The sequence below is a fragment of the Aequorivita todarodis genome, from assembly GCF_028561335.1.
Lineage (GTDB): Bacteria > Bacteroidota > Bacteroidia > Flavobacteriales > Flavobacteriaceae > Aequorivita > Aequorivita todarodis.
In genome coordinates, this window is record NZ_JAQQTG010000020.1 from 245,351 (window position 1) to 267,894 (window position 22,544).

Below are 22,544 nucleotides of genomic sequence, written 5' to 3' on the forward strand. Positions count from 1 at the left end.
GTTCGTTCCTTTTAGGATCGGGTTTTCCGAAATAGGGCAGGCCGTCCTTTGTTTCGCCAAAAGTGCCCGCCCAAGAATAGTCTGCAATAAATTCAATTTCGGGAAAACATTTTTTGAAACTTTTTGCCAATTCCTTTTCCTTTTTTGGAAGCAACGCATCACGGCGCATCGCATTTTTAAAATCCCTATCGCCACCACCCATCACAATCCGGTTGTCATCCGTACTTCTAAAATATAAATAGGGCGCATCCGTATTCCAGTAAATTCGATCTTTAAATGCTTTTGGCATGGTGTAAAAAGATTCGGAAGCCAATGCAAACGTGCTTTTGAGCTTTACAATATCCTCTTTCACCGTTTCAGTACTCTCATAACCGGTGCAGTTTACAACGTGTTCAACTTCAATGGTAAAATCCTCTTTTGTTTTCGCTATGGTTATATCATTTTTGGTCTTTAGTTCTTCCACAGAAGTTCTATCATATATGGCCAATCCTTTTTTGTTGCAGTATTTCAAAATATCATTTGCCAACACATAAACATCCATCACCGCACCAGATTTTGACTCAATCGCGCCATAGGCTTTCAAACCTATTCTTTGGAGTTCTTCTCTGGAAAGCCATTTTACATCAAAACCATGCGCTTCTCTTGCTTTAAATTCATTCCTTAAAAATTCTAAATCCTTCTTAGTAGAAGTAAAATATACACTTTTCATATATTTAAATCCGCATTTACTGCCAACTGCGGTTGCGATTTTTCGTATCTCCTTTATTGCATTTTCACAATTTTGGTAACTGGAAACGGCACAGGTTAAGCCCACCTGCTCTATTAATTTGTGTAAGGGCACATCAATTTCATACTGCAACATGGAAGTGCTTGCCGCGGTGCTGCCATTGCAAATATCCCTTCGGTCAACCATCACGATTTTTTTTCCCTCACCTATAAGTTTATAGGCTATGAGGGCGCCCGTTATTCCCGCTCCAATTATCAAAATGTCAGCGGAAATGGATTTTTTTAGGGAAGGATAGCTTTGGGGAAGCGAGTTTTTGATTAACCAATACGGTTCATTTGAGCGTATATCCATATTTTTTTTAGAAAGTTACTGAAACAATGGGTTGAAGCGACATGCTTTGGCAATTATTTATTACTTCCCCACTTTTTTAAAATCTTAAATTCCTTTAACACCAGGCGTTAAAGACTCCTCAATTGTGAAATTGCTAAGAATTATTTGTTACTGCCGATGCTATCTTTAAACGAAAAATTTAAAACAAAAGACTATGGAAACGACAAAAGAAAAAGCCGACCAAAACATCCACAAAGAGATTGTGAACAATCTTCAGGATTTATTGGAAAAAAATTATGATGCCGAAAAAGGGTTCACCAAGGCGATGAAAGATGCAAAAAATCAAAATTTGAAGCGCTTTCTTCAAAGACAAGCATCACAGCGCAACCGGTTTGCCACAGAACTTGACCAGCAGATCAGAAACTTGAACGAAAAGCCTAAGGAAAGTGGAAGTTTAACGGGAGATCTACACAGGACTTGGATCGATATTAAAAGTTCCGTTGCCGGAAATACTGACGAAGCAATTTTGGAAGAGTGCATCCGCGGTGAAAAAGCGAGCTGGAAGGAATATGAGAGCAAACTTCAAAACCAAAATTTTCCTTCCACTATTTTTGAAGTACTTAAAAACCAAGCAACAGAAATACACAATACACTGAATCAAGTAAAAACTTTGGAAGACCTTGCCGATGTTGAATAACTCAGCACGTTGAAGAATAAAAATGGCAAGAAAAAGCCCTGCAACTTAATGGTTTGCAGGGCTTTCAGTTTAATTAAATTTACAATCACTAATTTTTAACAAACTTTTTATTTATTAAAATCTTGTTACCGTCCAGGACTGTCAGGTTATATATTCCTTCACTCAAATTGCTGATATCAATCATTCCGTCAATGTTAATTTCAGTTTTTATAACTATACGTCCCAACATATCTGAAACCGCTATTGAATATTGGCTTAAATCTATTCCCGATGCGCTTATGTTTACCCTTTCACTTGCGGGGTTTGGATAAAGGGCAAAAGCCGAGGAATCAAATTCAGAAATACCTAAAGGAACTGATGGAAGTGCCAACAGGGCACCACCTAAGGGACTTGCAACGTAAAGCCCAAAAGCGGGACCATTTGAATTTTGTGAAGGATCTAAAAATCCAGAAGCTAATACGGTCAAGGCCGCTCCGTCCAATCCTAAAGTTGCCAATGGAGCCTGATACCTTGCAACCGTAACCGTCCCCGTCTCATCTGTAATATCGAGGATATAATCTTCTGTTGGCAGCTCTAAGTAGCCCTGAAATTCTGTGTATGATATATTATCTACCACAGTGCCCGCGCCTATTCCTGTTTCAACAACATCAACTGTTGGGGCATCGGTGGAACCATGGTGCACAAGTACATCTACATTCGTTGGATCCATCGCCATTTCACGAGCCATTGGAAAAACCTGAAGACTTAGTGGCGGTGCCGGATTATAGCCAGTTGGACTAACAATACCGTCCGCTACCACAATATATTTTTCATTTTCAGTAAGCGTTACGGGAACTGTTAGTAATACATCGCCTACATCTGTACTGTTTCCAGGAGCTATACCTATATTAATCTCTACACCTGCCGGAAGATCAAGAAACGGTGTGGCCGTTCTAAAAGCGAAATCATCTATAGCTAAATCTGAATTTATATAAACATCTACTTCTGCTGCAGCCGCATCGGCTGAGTTGTGTATCACTTGTACACGTGCTGTCTGTGCAATTGAATTGATTGTAAATAAAGCAATTGCAATAATTGGTAATACTTTTTTCATAATAAATAGTTTTTAGTTCGAAGTAAAACTAAGAAACAAATCATTTTGTTTAATCTTTTTTCTGAAAAGTTTAACAAAATAATTTTAAGTGCTGAATTACAGCTATCTATGAGTTATTCAAAAAGTATAAAAAGGATGATATTTTGGGAATGTAGAAAGAATTAAAAGCAAAAAACCATATTAAATAGCTATAAAAGTAAAGCCCTCAATTGTTCATTAAGGGCTTTACTTTTATGAATTTATTTTTTGAAATTACAGGACGGGAATGCCAGCATTTTTAATCGCAGCAAAACCACCGGCAACATTCACCACATTGTGGATGCCCCGTTTTTTCAAGATAGAGGCGGCAATTACGGAGCGGTAGCCGCCCGCGCAATAGAGGTAACACTTGTCGCCATCGGGAAAAGCATTAACATATTGGTTCAAAAAACCCAAAGGAGCGTGGGCCGCACAGGATATTCGGCCATTGGCATATTCGCCATCGTTGCGAACATCAAAAACAGGAATCTTATTTTCCAGTTTTTCCTTAAAGGTTTCCGCGTCAACGGATTCCAAGGTATCGATTTCCTTTCCGGCTTCTTTCCAGGCATCTATGCCTCCCTGCAAATACCCGAGGGTTCTGTCAAAACCTACTCTTGATAATCTGGTAACCGCCTCTTCTTCCCGTCCCGGAGGCACTACCAACAATATTTTTTGTTCCACATCTGCGAGCAACGCTCCCACCCAAGGTGCAAAACCTCCGTCCAGTCCGATAAATATGGAGCGTGGAATGTGGCCATCGATAAAGTCAATCTGATTGCGGACGTCCAAAACAACGGCATCGGTCTCATTGGCCATTCTTTCAAAAGTCTCGGGGTCCAAAGGCGTTGTTCCCTGTGCAATTACCGCATCAAAAGAAGTGTAACCTTCGCGATTCATTTTAACGTTCATTGGAAAATACAACGGTGGCGGGGCTAGGCCATCGGTTACTTCTTTAATGAATTCCTCGCGGGTCATGTCTGCGCGAAGGGCATAATTCATCTTTTTTTGGTTGCCCAAAGTATCGACGGTTTCCTTCATCATGTTTTTTCCGCAGGCGGAACCAGCACCGTGGGCAGGATATACAATAACGTCATCTGCCAACGGCATTATTTTGGTGCGAAGGCTATCAAACAAAATTCCCGCTAAATCTTCCTGCGTTATCTCATTTGCTTTTTGGGCAAGATCTGGGCGGCCAACATCTCCCAAAAAAAGTGTGTCGCCAGTGAAGATTGCGTAGTCCTTTCCGTTTTCATCTTTCAGCAAATAGGTTGTGCTTTCCATGGTGTGGCCCGGCGTGTGGATGGCGGTAATAGTAACATCGCCCAATTTATAGACCTCCTCATCTTTCGCCAGAATAGCATCAAAAGACGGATTGGCGTGTGGCCCGTAAACTATGGAAGCTCCGGTCTGTTGTGCCAACGTAATGTGCCCACTCACAAAATCTGCATGAAAATGGGTTTCAAAAATATATTTTATTTTCGCGTTGTCCCGCTGCGCACGTTCCAAATAAGGCCTTGTTTCGCGCAAAGGATCAATAATCGCGGCCTCGCCCTTGCTCTCTATATAATATGCTCCCTGGGAAAGGCACCCGGTGTAAATTTGTTCTACCTTCATCGTTTTTCTGTTTTTTTACAAATATACGGATTGTCTTTTTCAAAAATTTGAAACAAAAAAACCAAAGTGCCTATTTTCACAAAACTTTTGCATTAAGCCTTCCAACTTATTTTATCTTTACGCATTAACCTAAAAAAGAATATCATGAAAAAAATCGCATTTATTTTAATATCGTTACTGATCGTGGCATGTTCTACCGAAAATAAACAGGAACAGGTTATTCGCGAGCTGGCAAAAAAAGATGCCATTGAAAAATTGCAGCTGCCCGAGGGCACAAAATTTAATGACGAGAATATCGAACTGACCGAAACCGAAACTGGCGAAGCTTCCCTTGGTGTAACATATATAGTGAAGGTTACCGTAAAATCACAAGATAGGGAAGGCAATGAAATTTTAAAAACATATACTTTTAACTACAAAAAAATTGGCGAGGGTGGTTTGGCGCCAGAAGATTACGAACTCGTTTCTTTTGAATAACTTTATCCCTCCAATTTTATGAAGCTTCTTTTTTTAGCATTTCTTTCGCCCCTCATCTTCTCTTGCAATGCCACACAGAACAGTGCGCACCAACCGATAACCGGCATCGAGTATGCAAATACCATAACCGCCCAAGATCTTAAAAAGCATCTTTACATTTATGCAGGTGATGAAATGGAAGGGCGAATGACGGGAACCAAAGGACAGCGTATGGCAGCAAATTACATCCGCGATTTCTATGTGAAAGAAGGCATTAAACCGGCTCCGGGAACCGATAATTATTTTCAGAATATCCCGGCCGGGTTTTTTTCGGGAAGAAGAGATCCGCAACCTTCTGAAAATGTAGTTGCTTATATTAAAGGCTCCGAAAAACCAGATGAAGTTGTAATTATTTCTGCACATTTAGACCACGTGGGGATGGATAAGGAAGGAAATGTTTTTAATGGCGCCGATGACGATGGCAGTGGTACAGTTTCCATTTTGGAAATAGCCCAAGCCTTCCAACAGGCTGTAAAAGATGGCAATGGCCCCAAGCGCTCCATTTTGTTTCTTCACGTTACGGGAGAAGAAATTGGCCTGTACGGCTCGCGTTATTACACCGAAAATCCGCTGTTTCCTCTGGAAAATACGGTTTGCGACCTTAACATAGATATGATTGGCAGGATTGATCCCGAGAAAAAAGACAATCCGAATTATATCTATTTAATAGGAAGCAATAAAATAAGCCAGGAATTGCAGGACGTTTCCACGGAAGTGAACAACAAATACACAAAGCTGGAGCTGGATTACAAATATGACGACCCCGACGATCCGAACCGCTTCTATTACCGAAGTGACCATTATAACTTTGCGAAAAATAACGTTCCCATTATTTTTTACTTCAATGGCGTACACGAAGATTACCACAAAATGACCGATACGCCCGATAAAATAGAATATGAATTGATGGCAAAGCGCGCGAAGCTCATATTTTTGACCGCTTGGGAAATTGCCAATCGCGAAAACAGAATTGCAATAGATAAGAAGTAGGGAAACAGGACTTATGGGAAACAGGAAACAGGACTTAAGGGAAACAGGACTTTTAGAACATGACTGTTTGAAATAGAAAAATAGGGGCCGGTTAGTTGAAAAAACAACAAAGCTTTGATCTCTGAAACTTCAACTTGAAAGTTGAAACGTGAAAACTGAAACGAAAAAATCCTCCCCAAAAAAGGGAGGATTTTTATTTCGGGTGGAAGACCGGGTTCGAACCGGCGACCTCTTGAACCACAATCAAGCGCTCTAACCAGCTGAGCTACAACCACCATTTATTGTGCTTTAAAACACAACTTCGCTAAGCGCGACCTACCTCTCTTGGTAGGCAGGCGCAAATATAAACCAATATTTAAGGCTATGCAATACCTTCAAGAAAGATTTTGTCGGTTTCCTCAATATATCATCTTATTCACCAACACCCAGCACCCAGCATCTAAATTAAATCAAAAATCGAAGCTACCGCAGGATATCGTTCAACAGTGAAACCTTCACCGTATTCAGTACCTATCAATCTGCCTAAATCTTGGGCACGGTACGTAATACTATCCCTAAAATTGGTTGAGGATATTGGAGTTTCAGGCTCATCAGCTTCTTTTCTGTGAAATTGGCTTTTGTATGCAAATACCGTTTCTAACTTTTTATCCAAAAATCCGGTTACATCAACCACAAAATCGGGTTCGATGTTCTTCCATTGGATGTAATGGTAAACGTGCTTTGGCCGCCAAGCTTTTTGATGGTTGCTTTCATAAATTGTTTCAATTTTTTGCAAACCACTTAAAAAACAAGCATCGCTGGCAAGTTTACTCGCCTTGCCGTGGTCAATGTGCCTATCGTCAATGGCGTTGCAAAGCACTATTTCTGGTTGGTATTTTCTAATGATTTTAATAATCTCCAATTGTGATGCGGCATTATTTACCAAAAAACCATCGGAAAATTCAAGGTTGTGCCGAAACTTAACTCCCAAAATTTTTGCCGCGTCGGCAGCTTCCTTGTCGCGGATTTTAGCCGTGCCACGGGTACCAAGTTCGCCGCGGGTAAGGTCTAAAATTCCTACCGTTTTTCCGTTGCTAATTTCTTTTGCCAAAGTGGCAGCACAACCCAATTCTACATCATCGGGGTGTGCGCCAATGGCGAGTATATCAATCTTCATAAAAAAGTTTAAAGTTTATATGTTTATGGGTTTATAAGTTTAAAAAGCTGTCTGCGAGGGCGGCTATCTTTTTAATTTAAACTAAATTTTTCTTTGAAACCTTTTCGAAAGTGCCTTCCAAATCGGCAATTATATCTTCCGTTTCCTCAATTCCCACAGAAAAACGCAGCAAGCCATCGCTAATGTTTTGTCGCTTTCGTTCTTCCGCAGAAAGTAGCGCGTGCGAAGTCTTTGCAGGCGAAAGAATGGTAGATTCCACACCTGCCAAGCTCATGGACGGTTTAATCATTTTCAATCCTTTTAAAAATTCATCCACATTCAAAGATTCGTTTATTTCAAAGGAAAGCATTCCCGTGTAACCGCTCATCTGCTTCTTTGCAAGTCCGTGGTCTGGATGGGTTTTCAATCCGGGATAATACACTTTTTCAACCAAGGGGTGGCCGTCGAGCCACTTCGCCATTTTTTTGGCGTTTTCGTTTTGGGCCCTAACGCGGAGTACCATGGTTTTCATGCTTCGCTCCAAAAGCCAAACGGTGTAGTCGCTAAGGCTTCCGCCCAGATTTTTGGCAAGGTTCCAGATTTTTTTAATGTGTTCCTCGCTTCCTGCCACGGCGCCTGCTAAAATATCACTGTGCCCGCCCATATATTTTGTGGCACTGTGAATCATAATATCTATGCCGAAATCGGCCGGGGTCTGGTTTACCGGCGAAGCAAACGTATTGTCTATCATCGTAATCAGGCCGTGCCGTTTTGCCAATTTTGAAATCATTTCCAAATCGGTAATTCGCATCAGCGGATTGGAAGGGGTTTCCACAAAAAGCACTTTGGTGTTCTTTTGAATTTTTTCAGAAAAATCCGCTTCCGAAAAACCTTCGGCAAAGGAATATTCTATTCCGAACTTATGGAATTCCTCTACCACAAAATTATAAGTGCCTCCGTACAGAGTTTGGGGTAGGACAACGTGGTCGCCTTTGTGCAAAAAAGCCAGCATCGCAGTACTTACGGCGGCCATTCCACTTCCGAAGATCAGCCCCGCCTCACACTTTTCGAGCCTTGCTATTTTCCTGCAAAGCGCTTCCTGGTTTGGGGTGTTGAAATAGCGCGGGTACCGCTTAACCTCCACATCTTCATACGCATAGCTGCTGGACATAAACAACGGCGAAACCGCGCCCTTGAATTGCTCGTCCTTCACCTCGCCAATGTGGGTGCAGATGGTGTTGAGGCCTAATTTTTCGGATTTCATTTGACTTATGTTTTTAAGGTTTAAAGATAGAGATTCCGTGGAAGAAAATCCCAAATAACAAAGACCAAATTCCAAATGGATTCCAATTTACACGTAATAGATGTGATAACATTAAAGATGGATTTGATTATTTTAGTTATTTGAAAATGTAGGATATGGAATCTATCTGGTCTGAAACCGCAAAGCGGAACTACAAACAAAACCTGAATTATTTACTTGAAGAGTGGGGCTACAGCGTGATGAAAAATTTTATTCTAAAATTGGAAGACATTGTTGAAAAACTAAAAATGTTTCCAGAAATGGGCGCGTTTGATAAACAAATTGGTTATTAAAAAATATTGGTCGTGAAACAAATTTATCTTTTTATGAAGTGAAAGACGAATGCATACATATTCTGGACGTATGGAACAACCATAAAAGACCCTATTGGGACTAAAGAAATTCCTTCCTTATTTCCTCCATAAAATCACCGTGGTCGGTAAACTTTCCCGCTTCTATTTCGTTTCGGGAATTTAGAATGTTTTCCCTTATCTCTTTTAGAATGGCTTCCTTCGGAAATAGAATATTTGTAAGTTCCTTTACCTCGGCCACGGTAAAGCTCCTCTCTTTCAATTTTCGGTAAAAAGTAGGTTTAGGAATTTGAAGTCTTTCAATAATATAAGCCGTTTTATAGGGCGAATTTTTTATAAGTTCTGGGAGTTCGTCCAAATAATTTGAATAGTCTGAAACTAATTGTATCATTTTACGATATTTATAATATCAAAAATAAGACTAATTGTTTCGATTGCAAAAATTCTGATGTAAATTTTTATGTTATTTCCTTTTTGGAAATTGGAATTTCTATTTTGGATTTTAGATTCTATATCTTTATAAAAAATTTTGTTTAAATCAATTCCATGAAACTACTGCTCACCCATATAAAAGAATTGCTCCAAGTGCGCGAAAACTGCCCTGAAAAGTTAAGCGGAAAAGAAATGAAAGAACTCCCAACCCTCAAAAACGCTTGGGTTTTTATACACCACGGCGTGATAGAAGATTACGGAACTATGGACAAAATGGGGCCGCACCAAGGTTTTAAGACGTTGGATTGCAGCGGAAAAATAGTGATGCCAGCCTGGTGCGACAGCCACAGCCACATTGTTTACGCCGGCAATCGGGAGCAGGAATTTGTGGACAGAATCAACGGTTTGAGCTATCAGGAAATCGCCGAAAAAGGCGGTGGAATCGTGAACAGCGCTAAAAAACTGCAACAAACCTCGGAAGAGGATTTGTACCATCAATCTGCGGCGCGACTTGAAGAAGTGATGCGCCTCGGCACTGGCGCCATCGAAATTAAAAGCGGGTACGGACTTACAACGGAAGCCGAAATGAAAATGCTTCGCGTGGCTAAAAAACTGGATGAAGAATACCCCATTACCATCAAAACCACTTTTTTGGGCGCACACGCAATTCCCACGGAATACAAAGGCAACAAAGACGGTTATTTGGATTTGCTCTGCAACGAAATGCTGCCGAAAGTTGCCGAAGAAAAGCTCGCCGAATATGTGGATATTTTCTGCGAAGAGGGTTATTTTTCTGTCGATGATATGGAACGGATTCTTTCGGAAGGAAAGAAATACAACCTAATTCCAAAAGTTCACGTCAATCAATTCAACAGTATCGGTGGAATTGCGGCAGCCGTTAAACACAACGCTCTGAGCGTGGACCATTTGGAGGTGATGACAGAGAAGGACATTGAGGATTTAAAAGATAGCGACACAATGCCGGTGGCGCTTCCCTCCTGCTCCTACTTTTTGAGTATTCCGTACGCCCCCGGACGAAAAATGATTGATGCGGGCTTGCCTTTGGCACTTGCAACAGACTATAATCCCGGTTCCACACCCAGTGGAAATATGAATTTTGTGGTGGCAACTGCCTGTATAAAAATGCGATTGACCCCCGAAGAAGCTATAAACGCCGCAACAATAAATGGCGCTTACGCCATGGGCCTCAGTAAAACCCACGGCAGTATTACCAAAGGAAAAACGGCAAATCTCATTATCACAAAACCAGTTCCGTCGTATGGTTATTTACCGTACGCCTTCGGCAGTAATCTGATTGATTCCGTAATTATTAATGGTAAAGAGGTATAATGGGGTTTTTGAAAATTTATTCTGAAAAAAATGTAGCTTCAACTATAAAAAAGCGGGCTGGGGAAACCAAGTTTGGCGAAAAAGTAGCCTTTGTTGAAAAGCTTGAAGACTTAAAAAACCACGCCGCAAAATACGTGCTTTTAGGAATTCCCGAAGACATTGGCGTTCGCGCTAATTTTGGAAATCCCGGTACATCAAAAGCTTGGGACGCCGCTTTGGGAAGCCTTTTAAATATGCAGCACAATCATCTGAACAATGCTGAAAACGTGATTCTTTTGGGTGAAATTGACTGCGACACCCAAATGAAGCAGGCTAAAAGTATTTCAAAAGAAGAAATTCATTATGCTGAAGAATTAGGCGAACTCGTTACCCAAATAGACCATAAAGTTGCGGAAGTTGTAAAAGCGATTGTTGCGGCTGGTAAGTTCCCGATAATCATTGGTGGCGGCCACAACAACAGTTTTGGAAATTTGAAAGGCACTTCGGAAGGTATAGAAAAAGCTCTCAATTGCATCAACTTTGATGCGCATACGGATTTTCGAACTCTGGAACATCGCCACAGTGGCAACGGGTTTTCGTATGCTTTTGAGGATGGATTTTTGGAGAATTACTTCATCTTCGGCTTGCACAAAAATTATACTTCCGAAGCGGTTTTTAATTCCATTGAAAAAAATTCCAAAAGGGTAAAATTTAATCTATTTGAAGATATTTCCATCAATAATAAATTATCGTTTTCAGAAGCATTGAAAGACGCAGAAAATTTCTGCTGCAATGAAAACTTCGGAATCGAACTGGATATGGATTCCGTTGAAATGATGGGCAGCAGTGCCATGACGCCCAGCGGATTTTCTTTGACCGAAGCCCGACAGTTTGTTTCTTATTTTTCAAAAATTGAGAATGCTAGATATCTTCACATTTGTGAAGGGTCGCCATCTGCGGGAGTTTTTCCCAATCAAGTTGGGAAGGCTATTGCTTATTTGGTGAGTGACAGTATTTTATAAACAGTTTTCCTATTTCAATTCCAATTTATTTCTTCTTTTTTCTAATGATAAATTGATAATTCCCGATAATCGATTGGGAACGACCAATAAGCAACTATGCCTTCTTAGAACTAAAGAGATATGAGACTTTTAATGAAAATTTAAGGGTCATGAATATAAAAAAACCAACTTTTTTATTACTACTATCATTATTGATAAGTTGTTTTTCCTTTTCGCAGACAAAAGAAGAAAAAACTTTGCAGTTATCTCCCTATGTAGGGATCAATTTACCTCAAGATGAACTTAAAGATTTTTCTAAAAACGGGGCTGTATTCGGGATTTCGATTGATAAGTATTTGAGTAAAAATTTTGCTTTGGGAATAGATTTTAATTATCAATACAATGACTTTTCAAACCCCTTTGATTTTTCAAGTATTTCGGTTCCTTACAGTATTTTGAATACTACTAATGGAAAATGGAACGCCTCGGCTATTACATTTGGGCCCACTTATAGATTGGGCACTTCTAAATTTAATGTAGATATCTATGCAAAGTTTGGACTCCTTTATTTAAAAACACCACAAACAGCATCAGTTTTTCAATATCCTAATGGTATTAAAACTATTTTTGATCTTCCTGAACAAAAGCGTTCTGGTTTTGGGATAACCAGCGGGATTCGATTGAACTATCAAATTTCCAAAAAAATCTCACTGTTTCTGAATCTACAATATGTATATGGTTCTGCAAAGGTTGAATATTGTAATTGTGGTTTAGACAATCTTGACAATCCAGAGTTAATTATTGACCAAGACCCTATTAAGGAAAGTTTTAGTCCCTCCTATTTTAATGTGAATGCGGGCTTGACTTTTAGTTTTGGTGAAGTTAAAAACATCCCAGTTAAAAATCCTAACGAGACACTAGACCCACAAGAGGAGTCTATTTGTGACGATACCAAATTAAAAAGTCCATATAATGGTCAAACCTATTTTGCAGATTCTGGAGTTGTGCCTGAATTTAATTGGATTAATCATTCTAAACCAAAAGCCACATCGTATAGTTTTGAATTGTTTTATGGCGAAAAGCGTCTGTTTGAAAAAACGGTTAAGCAACCAAATTTTAAGTTCACTAAAAAAATGACTTCAGATTTTTATAATCTTGATGGTAAACGAGAATATAGCTGGAGAATTACTACTAACTATAATAATTGTGAACCGACTACGACTGATATTAGCGTCTTTACCATAAAACCAACTCAAAACTCATCAACGAGAAGCGGACCAAGTGACTGTATCTATAATTTTACCAATATTGATATTCAATGTGATTCTCCCGCTTATGACGATTCAGGAAATGTAAAATATACAGGGACTTTTACAGTACAAAATACCAGTAGTGTCCCGGGAGTTTTAACACCACATGTGTTAGCGGGAAATAATCAAATTTTTGACGTGGTTAATACGAGTGGCATTTTAACAATCACCAATACAGCTATGCCCTCCTCCTGTCCTCCAGTTCCTATGTCAACAGTTTCAGGATATCCAGGTTATTCGGCAGCATTACAGCCCAATCAATCCGCTTCCTTCTGCTTTGAGCTTTCCCTTCCGATTAGCTCTTCCTCCGTAACCTTTGTGGCCGGTATGGTAACCAGACCAGGCACTAATGATCAGTCCATTTGTGGTCCGTCACAAACCATTGAACTACCCAATTGCATTTGTGACATCTGCGAGGATTGGGATATTGTACCCTCAAATAAAAGATTTTGGGTCTTTCCCTTTCCAGTTGTATCGAATATGCGCATCAGACAAGATATTCAAATTCTCAATGCAGATCCAATAATGAAGGTAGATGCAGAGATTATTTCTGTTCAACATGCAGTAAGTGATGAACAATGTTATACTTGCACAAAAGACCATAGTAAAATGGGGGTGTTTGCAAGCGGTTCTCAATCTGGAAAGATTAGTTCAAATAATGGTTGGCAGAATAATGGTATCGCAGAATTAAAAGATGATAATAGTGATGGATATGGTAATCAATTTACCTGGAAATCACTGCTTGCTACTGGAGTTGATTTTTCGAATACAAAAACTTTTGAAATGAATATTAGTTTACCTGATTTAAGCAAATTAGAATGTTGCCATAGTAAATACAAAGTTTGCATACGCTATACGTTTACCGATATCAATTGTCAAACCTGTAGTGAACTTACCGTTTGTTATGATTATGATTCTAGTTTAGATAACACTGGAAATGGAGGAATTGGTAGCGGAGGAATTGGCACAGGAGTTGGCAACCAACAAAATCAATCTGGTATATTATTAAAACCTTCGAAAAGCTTTACTACGACAAATAAGATTAAGAATGAAAATATAAAGAATAAAAAACTAAAAGAAGAGGAACTAAGTGACAGGAGGCAAGGTTTAGAATCTTCAGACAATTTAATTAAATCGCAAGTTGATCAGGTAGAATCTATTGAACAAGACTTGCAAAATGACGGAGGAATAGAGCATACTGCTTCGAGATCTAGTAGATGTAATTCTAGAGTTGGGATAGGAGTTTTCAATTACGAATGCGGAAAAATTAAAATTGACGTGAGTTCGGCTTCAAATAATAATTCGGAGTATAGAGTTAGATATTATTGGAAAAAGAAGGGTACTTCAACATGGTGGCGACAAACATATTTCAATGTAAACTCTAGAATAGATTACTTGGCGTATTTACAGCCAGGCTATACATATGATTTACGAATAGTAACTAGGGCTAGGTCCACTTGTATTTGGAAGGAAAGATTTAGCAATGAAGTACTTGTAAAGTCATGTAATCAAATACAATTCACAATAAATGATGACTCTAAGAGCTATTGTCTTCCATTGAATATGACCACTCAAACAAATTTTGGCGTTAATTATTCATTTACGGAATTTAAGCTTTGTGAAGTAAATCAACAAGGAATAATTAATGGAAATTGTGTAACAGAGAGTTGGAATTCTTATGATAGCAACGTTATAACAAGACAGTTAAATCTAAAAAATTGGGCTTTAAGTAAAGGAATGAATCTAAGACAAAATAGATACTATAGTTTTGAAATCCTTGCTGATTCCAAATCATATAAAAATTACAAACAGGTCTTCTATATAAAATCATGGAGGGATTGCCCAATTGTTCTAAATCAAGATAAATTCAAACAAAAATCAGGCGATATTCAACCAAACTCCAACTAAAAATGAAAAAAATGAAAAAAATTATGTATATAATAACTGTTTTGGTCGGTTTACAGGGATATGCACAAGATTTACCGAAAGGATTTAGAGCACAAGCTCAAATTGAGTACAACTCTATATCCGAAGAAGAAAAAAATAATGAATTAAAACAATCCTTTGAAGAGTATTATACCTCTAGGAAGGAAGAATTTGTAAAAAAACAAGAGTTTTATAAATCTATAATTAGTTCAAGAAGTGTTAATAACTTATGTGATAATGGCACTTTTGAAACTGGTATTATTCCCAATGATTGGAATTTTTATTGGGAAGGAGATTCAGGCTCTTGGGGTCCTATAACATATACAAATGCATCCGGCTCAAATATTATGAATTCAGGTTCATTTAATGCTGCGGATCATTCAGTTTCTGTTCATCATAAATCAGTGACTAGTGGTCCTGATCCAACTATACCTATTTTAAATAGAATATGGAATTTTCCAACTGGGAATACTACTTCTGTGAGATTAGGAAACAAGGGAGTAAAGTTTGGTAAAGAAAGTATGGCTAAAGTGATTACTGTTACTCCAACAAATTCTTTATTATCATTTAGTTATGCGATGGTCGTTGAAAATCCTGGTCATAGTCAAAATTCTGATCCGTCCTTTAGAGTAAATATACTAGACGCGTCCAATATATTAATAAATTATAATAGTCTTGTTAATTTAGGGGGAAATGGCATAAACTTTATCAGTTCCGCACATCCATTATTGAAAAATTATAATGGAATACAATACAAAGACTGGACTTGTGTTACAGTTGATTTAAGCTCATTAATAGGTCAAACAATAATTATAGAATTTGAAAATAGAGATTGTTGGCGCGGAGGACATTGGGGGTATTCGTATATTGATAATATATGTATAGGATGTGAAGGTGCAAATGGCGATGAAGGCTCTATAAAACTTAATCAAGGACAGAGCGATGATTGTAAAATTCCTGGTAAAATATGTGTAGATTACACGTTGCCTAACGGAAGTAATCCGTCATTAGATATTGAATTGCAAATAATTCAAAACGGATTAGTTGTAAATACTATTAATAGCCCAACTTTAACTTCAGGTAATACTTATTGCTTTAATTTAAATTCTTCAAATACAAACGGCTTAAATATAAATCTACAAGGCTTTGATTTCAAGATAATTGGAAAACCTAAACTAGGAACTTTTAACCTTACTCCTAAAATAATTGGAAATACTGCTAGTGGTGTAAACCAAGGAAGTAACAATGATTATGATATTTTATGTCCCCTTAACTTTGATTGCTGCCAAACCGATTTAGAAATTTATGGAGAACAGGATCCATTTTCAGTTCAAAATACATTTATAAACATTACAAATTTATCCTATGCTGATGAAACCTTTACAATACATAAAGATGCTACAGTACCTATAAAGGAGCTAAGGGTAAGTATTACTGATATACAATTTAATTATAATTATGATCAATGTGCTACCTGTGTAAATAATCCTGCACTATGGGGGGGTATTTATAGTTCAGATGAATACGTAGGAAATACACCAAATGCACTAAAGCAACCCAACACATTAAATCTACCAAATTTTGATTTATTAAAACAATTAGGTAATGATGTTGATAATAGAATTAATAATAGAGAAATAATATGGGAAAATCCAAATGGAGCAATGTTAAAAGGAGGTGATAAATTTAAGGTAACTTATCTTCTTCCCCCTGCTTCTGAAATTCCTTGTTGTGTTGCAAGTGTAAAAATTTGTACTAAAATAAGTTGGCAAGATGCCAATTGCAATATATGCGAAAGGTTTACTTGTTCTAATATTGATTTAGTTGAAAAAATAACATCCTTAAAGTTATCTCAAAAAAAAAATGATTGTTGTAGTGCGACTTTAACTGCGACATCTGACAAACCAGCAATTTACCAATGGAATACTGGAGAAACTACTAAAGAAATTACTGTAAAGCAAAATGGCACTTATACTATTACTGCTACAACCGGCAGTAGTTCATTAACACAAACTATAATGGTTAATGACATACCAACTGGAGCTTTTCCCATACTAGATCATACATCTAGATTTGATCCAACTGGAAATACACCGGGTATTCATGATAAATTTTATATAGTCAATGCAGCAAAACCAGTAAATGCTCCAAATGCTTACAATGCAACAAAATATAAACTTTGGATTTTTAACAGTTGGGGGGAGTTAATAAGAGAAATGAAAGGAGACAATTGTAATGGTTTTAATAATTATTCTATTTATTGGGATGGAAAAGATGGATCTGGCAACTATGTTCAGACGGATACGTATGAATGGCGATTTTTTGTTCAAAACTGTAGCTATAAAAATGATACACAAGTAACCTTTAATACACTTGAAGAATATTGTAAAAGAAGATTGTTTGGGGTATGTATTTCAAAAGACATTAGGCGGGTTACTAAAAAAATAGTTGCGGGTCATGTAAATGTATTAAGATAAAAAACAAAATAATTAATTCAGTAGGATAAGAGTTAGAACAAAGAAACAAAATCTCTTATAAACTCAGGGATTAAAACTATTAAGCATACTATTTCTACCTCTACTACTGTTGTTGATTTCAATATTTGAGAGGACTTAAGCTGTATTGAACATGGAAGGTTTTGGAAAACTGAAACCTTTGAATTTGGAGATGTACAAATGACTAAATAATATTTTAAATAATTTAATCAAAATATAATGAAAACATATAATTTATTATTCTGCATATTAGCTACTGTATTATTGGCTTGCAACAGCGAAGATATTGTTTGCGAAACTACAAAACCCGATCCTGATCCTCAAGGAATCTGCGATACAGGATTGCTTATTATGCGATCTGATGGAGATACGGGAGAGCCGCGATTTTCTTTGGATAGTCTTTCAAAACCTATAAATACACCTTTAGTATTTCAAAATATTAGACATGACCAACAGGACGACACCCAATTTGATGTGTTTAATAGACCTTCAAATTATGATGGTTTTAATGCCAATACTGGTCAGTATTTTATTGAATTTCCTTTACAACAAAGGCTTTATGTGTATGATGTAAGTGCTCAAAGCAGACAAGAGCTAATTGTAGCAGGATTTTATTCAGCGCCCATTTTTAGCAATAACAATTTGTATGCAGTTACAATTGATAATTTTGGTTATGCTACAAATCCAGCTAATTATAGTATTGAAACCATAAACTTGAATGATGGGTCGCTAACTACAATAATAACAAATTCGTTTCCGCTTTTAAGTTCGTTTGATTGGGAAAGTATGTCTTCAGCAACGGATGGCAACGGAATGTTATATTTTGTTTCTGGAACCAATCTTGTGATTTTCAATACTGCAACCTCAACAACCAATGCTGTTGAATTAGTTCCAGACTTCAACACGACGACAAACTTCCAAAGATTTTATGGTTTGGAATATCGCAATACAGGCAACTTATTGGCCATCCGTGAACGAGATAATAATCAAGGTGAAGGTTTAGAAATTGTGAGCATTGACCCAAATAATCCCACTACTGCCCCAACTGTTATCTTCGATTTTATGGCAAATGGAATTAATTTAAATTCTGAGTTTTATGCTACTAGTTATGATGATTGTGATGATACTTATTACATTACTTCCCGAGACAATAACAATATAGATATTACCAACTTTTACGAAATAAATTTATTTGATAATACAGTAAAAACCGAAAGTTTCAACTTCTATTTAATGGGCATTTCAACCAAAAACAATTAGAAAACTTATCTTTAAATGTGCTAACCAAACTAACTATAATTACTTTTTTAAGTTCCTGGGTAATAACCTTTGCCCAGGAAACATTGCATTTTACAACAAAACATGGTCTGCCCACCAATCATATTTATGACATTGCAGAAGACGCGGATGGTTTTATGTGGTTTGCCACTAAACAAGGCTTGGTAAAATATGATGGTGAAACATTTAAGATTTTTACCATAAAAGACGGACTGCCCAACAACGACACTTGGCTTTTAGAGCCAGATTTGAAGGGAAGGCTTTGGTTTTTTTCAAAAAGCCAGCGACAAGGTTATATTAAAAATGATAGTATACATACGTTTGCAACCAAGCAAAATGAAGTTATATCGCCTAGATTTATCTATAAATCGAAAGATAGTTTGTGGTTCAATGGAACATCTGGAGTGCAAACTTTTAATAAGGACAATATAGTTGATGCTGGGTTTTTGAATCATTCAAACCTCGATTCAATTAATATGAATTTATTGGAAATTCAAAAAAAGTATGGTTATAATAGTAAATTATCCATGCCTATTTTTGTTAATCCCGAAACCAATGATATTTTATTTTTTCAAAAGGATAAATTATTGGTTTATGATTGGAATTTAAGTTTTAAAAAAGAAATAACGGTAAATATTCCCTTGGAATTTGAAAATAAAATGATAGAAAACCAAGGACTATTGTACAATCAAATAGGGTATTTTGCCATGGGAAAAGGAGTTTTGTTCATTGACTTCAAAACCTATCACACTATTTATAAATCTTTTAAAGAATTGGTGAACGTTGAGGAAGTTAAATATTTTAGATGTACGAGCCAAAAAGATAAAATTCAAGTAAGTATTCCCGGCAAACTTATAATTTTTGACAATGAATTAAATTTAAAGGAAACTCATTCCTTCCCGATGGATATGAGCAAGCTGAGTTTTAAGGACAATAATGGAAATCTTTGGATTGCAGACCTTTCAAATGGTCTATCAATGATTCCGAAAAACATTCAGCAAACCAAGTATTATTTAAAGAATAAAAAGATCCAAAAAATCAATATAATGGACAGTATTCTATATGCGGGCGCAAATGATGACGGCTTTTTCCAATATGTGGTTTCCGAGGATAACTTCAAAAAAATAAATCATTTTACCAAACAGAATGCAGAGATATATCAAATTAAAAAAAACAGGGCCAATCACATTAAATACTTCATTTCAGCAGGAAACTCCTTTATAATAGAACAATCTCTTTTGAAGCCATTACACTATGAAAAATTGAAAAGCACGGGAGATAAAGTTGCGGGAATTAAGGATATTGCTACAGTAAACGGTTTTAATTACATAGTTACCAATAGCGCTATAATCTTAAATAAAAACATGGATGAACCATCAGAATTTATAGTCTTTAAAAATGGGCTTTTATTTGCCGAGATTTTCAAAAACCAATTATATACAGCCGGAAGCGATGGATTGCACAAAATTGTAGGTGATAAAATAGTAACGTTTAAGAGTCAAGACCCCTTGTTGAACGTTTCAGTTTCAACGCTAATGCCAGATAATGATTACTTATTTGTGGGCACAGATGGCCGCGGGGTTTATCTTTATAATGATTCTGAAAAAATTTTCCATTTAAAAGAAACAGATGGTTTAAGCATTCAGCGGATTATAAAAAAGGAAAATGTGTTGTGGCTGGCGACCCAAAAAGGAGTAAAAAAAATAGCTTTGGACCAAAAAAATATAGAAAGCTCCAAAATTATAGATGCCTTTTATACGGCAGACGGACTTTGGCAAGACAATACCAATGATATTTTTATAAAGGATAGTTTGTTATATGCTGCCAGTGATGACGGCTTAGCAGTTTTAAATATTAATAGTAAAAGTTATCAGAAAAAACCAAAATTATATTTCAATTCGCAAAACGATACTTTATTCTTTAAAAATGGGGAGCGCGATCAAATTACTATTTCGTTTTCAACGCTTGATTATGTAAATCAAAAGCAAATTGCCTATCAATATAGATTATTGCCTATTCAAAAAGAATGGGTTTCTACAACTACAAAAACTCTTAATTTTTCAAATCTTTCACCAAAACTCTATACACTGGAAGTAAAAGCTACCGATCAGCATTTTAACGAAACTATTTCCAAACAATATTTACACGTAATTCCTGCTTGGTACCAAACCTTAATTGCTAAAATTGGCTTTGGACTATTGGCGCTTTTTTGTCTTTGGTTATTTTTCAAAATTTTAAAAACAAGAATCAGAAAAAAAGAAGAAACAAAAGCACAGCACGAAAAAAAATTGGCCGGTTTGGAACTGCAAGCTTTACGAAGCCAAATGAATCCACATTTTGTTCACAATTCACTAAATGCAATTCAGTATTTCATTCAACGAAACGAAGTGGAGCTTTCCGAAAATTATTTGTCAAAATTCTCACAGCTCATTCGGTTGTTTTTCGAATATTCTCGTTTACAAACTGTTACTATCAAAGAAGAACTAAGCTTGCTCAAAAATTATCTTGAAATTGAAAAGTTACGCTTTGAAGAAAAGTTGAATTTTAATATTGTCGTTTCAGAAAAAATTGATGTCGAGGAACAAGCCATTCCATCTATGCTTTTGCAGCCCATTGTTGAAAACGCCGTAAATCACGGATTGTTCCACAAAAAAGAAAGCGGGACCGTTACAATCAAGTTCATATTTATTAATGACACAACCTATCAAGTACTTGTAGAAGATGACGGAATTGGAGTAATTAAAGCGAAAAAACTTTTCAATACATCATCAAAAAATTATCGATCAAATTCTTCCTTAGTTTTACAAGAAAGAATTGAGTTACTTAACCAAAGTACAAATTGGAATATTGAATATTCTATTAAGGACTGCTCAGAAATAGATATAGAAAAAACCGGAACCTGTGTTACCCTAACCTTTAACCAATCCCTATAATTATGAGTTTTACCGCCTTATTAATAGATGATGAGCGAAAAGCATTAGCTATTCTAAAAAACAAACTGGAGCGCTTTTGCACCAATATTGTGGTAATTGGCGAAACCCAAAGTCCGGTGGAAGGCTTAGCTTTAATTGAGAAATTGAACCCTCAATTGGTATTTTTAGATGTAGCGATGCCGGAAATGAGCGGTTTTGATCTACTTGCCAAAATCCCAAACCCCACATTTGAAATTATATTCGTAACTGCTTTTGACAGTTATGCTGTAGATGCACTAAACCATTGCGCTATTGGATATTTGGTTAAGCCTGTAGATAATCAATCACTCATTGCTACCGTGCTAAAGGCTATAAAAAACATTGAAGCCAAAACGGCTTTAGAGAAAAACAAACTGCTTATTGAAAACTTGGGGGTCCAATCTTTTCAAGATCGAAAAATGGTCATTCCCAGCCAAGAGGGTCTGGAATTTGTAAAAATAGATTCCATAATCCATTGCGAAGGTACCGATGGTTATACCAAAATACATTTTGACGACAGAAAATCTATTTTAAGTTCAAACAGTATTGGCCATTTCAATAAACTTTTAAAAAACAGTGACTTTTTTTTGGTTCACAAATCACATCTTATAAATCTAGACCATATTCAAAAATACCTCAACGAAGGAACTTTAATTTTGAGCAATAACCATAAAGTACCTGTTTCCCGAAATAGAAGAGTGGATTTTCTTAAAACTTTTAAAAACAGTTAAAAAGCTTTTAAAAGGCTAAAAAACAAAAGCATTCTTAGTATCTTCATTAAAATTTTTTCTTATGAAGAATCTAGTCCACATTTTATTTCTGGCAATCGTATTTACAGCTTGCAAAAATACTTCAGAAAAAACCGAAACCGAAGCAATAATTGATACTCCTTTGGAAGAAGTTGATGGCGGGGAAGCCGCAACTGAAAAGGGTTTTACTATTAACCCTGTAGAGCACGCTGTAAGCTTCCCTTAAAACCGAACTGTTTAAAAGTAGAATAATTATCTTAATTTTAAACAGTATTATGAGACGAAGTAAATTTTCACCGCAACAAATTGCAAAGATTTTAAAAGAATTCGACAACG

At 36.8% G+C, this 22,544-nt stretch carries 17 protein-coding genes, 1 tRNA gene and 1 pseudogene; 12 read left to right on the forward strand and 7 right to left on the reverse strand.

The genetic code is table 11. The features are described 5' to 3' along the window. Nucleotides 1-13: 13 nt before the first annotated feature. A pseudogene (locus POV26_RS10390) lies at nt 14-1,078 on the reverse strand (NAD(P)/FAD-dependent oxidoreductase); the annotation flags it as partial. 193 nt (nt 1,079-1,271) lie between these two features. Between POV26_RS10390 and POV26_RS10395 the strand changes: the two are divergent. Beyond that, nucleotides 1,272-1,754 (forward strand): ferritin-like domain-containing protein, encoded by a 483-nt coding sequence (locus POV26_RS10395; RefSeq protein WP_272856405.1) that lies wholly within the window; start codon nt 1,272-1,274, stop codon nt 1,752-1,754. A gap of 88 nt (nt 1,755-1,842) precedes the next feature. Here POV26_RS10395 and POV26_RS10400 read toward each other — a convergent pair whose 3' ends face one another. Both POV26_RS10400 and POV26_RS10405 read right to left on the reverse strand, forming a co-directional pair. Continuing rightward, nucleotides 1,843-2,847, reverse strand: a complete 1,005-nt coding sequence (locus tag POV26_RS10400) for a T9SS type A sorting domain-containing protein (RefSeq protein ID WP_272856406.1) — start codon at nt 2,845-2,847, stop codon at nt 1,843-1,845. Between the two features lie 252 nt (nt 2,848-3,099). Further along, entirely contained in the window at nt 3,100-4,482 is a 1,383-nt protein-coding gene (locus POV26_RS10405; RefSeq protein WP_272856407.1) for an MBL fold metallo-hydrolase, read from the reverse strand. Between the two features lie 144 nt (nt 4,483-4,626). Here POV26_RS10405 and POV26_RS10410 point away from each other — a divergent pair, with 144 nt between their 5' ends. Both POV26_RS10410 and POV26_RS10415 read left to right on the forward strand, forming a co-directional pair. After that, the gene (locus POV26_RS10410; protein WP_272856408.1) at nt 4,627-4,959 is read left to right on the forward strand and encodes a hypothetical protein; all 333 of its coding nucleotides are present in this window, start codon (nt 4,627-4,629) and stop codon (nt 4,957-4,959) included. Between the two features lie 18 nt (nt 4,960-4,977). Then, a complete protein-coding gene (locus POV26_RS10415; protein ID WP_272856409.1) occupies nt 4,978-5,988 on the forward strand; it encodes a M28 family metallopeptidase in 1,011 nt (336 codons plus the stop codon). 200 nt (nt 5,989-6,188) lie between these two features. On the opposite strand, the gene POV26_RS10420 is transcribed toward POV26_RS10415, so the two are convergent. From POV26_RS10420 to POV26_RS10430, 3 genes are all read right to left on the reverse strand, one after another. Continuing rightward, nucleotides 6,189-6,264, reverse strand: a tRNA-His gene (locus POV26_RS10420). A 163-nt stretch (nt 6,265-6,427) separates the two neighbouring features. Beyond that, nucleotides 6,428-7,144 carry a bacillithiol biosynthesis deacetylase BshB1 gene (gene bshB1 / locus POV26_RS10425; RefSeq protein WP_272856410.1) on the reverse strand — a complete coding sequence of 239 codons (717 nt, stop codon included), beginning with the start codon at nt 7,142-7,144 and terminating at the stop codon, nt 6,428-6,430. A 76-nt stretch (nt 7,145-7,220) separates the two neighbouring features. Continuing rightward, a complete protein-coding gene (locus POV26_RS10430; RefSeq protein ID WP_272856411.1) occupies nt 7,221-8,387 on the reverse strand; it encodes a trans-sulfuration enzyme family protein in 1,167 nt (388 codons plus the stop codon). A 155-nt stretch (nt 8,388-8,542) separates the two neighbouring features. Here POV26_RS10430 and POV26_RS10435 point away from each other — a divergent pair, with 155 nt between their 5' ends. Then, entirely contained in the window at nt 8,543-8,719 is a 177-nt protein-coding gene (locus POV26_RS10435; protein ID WP_272856412.1) for a type II toxin-antitoxin system RelE/ParE family toxin, read from the forward strand. 100 nt (nt 8,720-8,819) lie between these two features. On the opposite strand, the gene POV26_RS10440 is transcribed toward POV26_RS10435, so the two are convergent. Next, a complete protein-coding gene (locus POV26_RS10440) occupies nt 8,820-9,128 on the reverse strand; it encodes a hypothetical protein (protein WP_272856413.1) in 309 nt (102 codons plus the stop codon). A gap of 155 nt (nt 9,129-9,283) precedes the next feature. Between POV26_RS10440 and hutI the strand changes: the two genes are divergently transcribed. From hutI to POV26_RS10480, 8 genes are all read left to right on the forward strand, one after another. Continuing rightward, entirely contained in the window at nt 9,284-10,519 is a 1,236-nt protein-coding gene (hutI, locus tag POV26_RS10445; RefSeq protein WP_272856414.1) for an imidazolonepropionase, read from the forward strand. After that, nucleotides 10,519-11,520 carry a formimidoylglutamase gene (locus tag POV26_RS10450; RefSeq protein WP_272856415.1) on the forward strand — a complete coding sequence of 334 codons (1,002 nt, stop codon included), beginning with the start codon at nt 10,519-10,521 and terminating at the stop codon, nt 11,518-11,520. The genes hutI and POV26_RS10450 overlap by 1 nt, the downstream gene beginning before the upstream one ends. A 149-nt stretch (nt 11,521-11,669) precedes the next feature. After that, entirely contained in the window at nt 11,670-14,717 is a 3,048-nt protein-coding gene (locus POV26_RS10455) for a porin family protein (RefSeq protein ID WP_272856416.1), read from the forward strand. 11 nt (nt 14,718-14,728) lie between these two features. Continuing rightward, nucleotides 14,729-17,212, forward strand: coding sequence for a hypothetical protein (locus tag POV26_RS10460; RefSeq protein WP_272856417.1), 2,484 nt, complete (start codon nt 14,729-14,731; stop codon nt 17,210-17,212). A gap of 237 nt (nt 17,213-17,449) precedes the next feature. Next, on the forward strand, nt 17,450-18,490 hold the full coding sequence (locus POV26_RS10465; RefSeq protein ID WP_272856418.1) for a hypothetical protein: 1,041 nt from the start codon (nt 17,450-17,452) through the stop codon (nt 18,488-18,490). 17 nt (nt 18,491-18,507) lie between these two features. Further along, on the forward strand, nt 18,508-21,441 hold the full coding sequence (locus tag POV26_RS10470; protein ID WP_272856419.1) for a sensor histidine kinase: 2,934 nt from the start codon (nt 18,508-18,510) through the stop codon (nt 21,439-21,441). 2 nt (nt 21,442-21,443) lie between these two features. Next, on the forward strand, nt 21,444-22,190 hold the full coding sequence (locus POV26_RS10475) for a LytR/AlgR family response regulator transcription factor (protein ID WP_272856420.1): 747 nt from the start codon (nt 21,444-21,446) through the stop codon (nt 22,188-22,190). Nucleotides 22,191-22,251: 61 nt separating this feature from the next. After that, on the forward strand, nt 22,252-22,434 hold the full coding sequence (locus POV26_RS10480; protein ID WP_272856421.1) for a hypothetical protein: 183 nt from the start codon (nt 22,252-22,254) through the stop codon (nt 22,432-22,434). Nucleotides 22,435-22,544 lie beyond the last annotated feature (110 nt).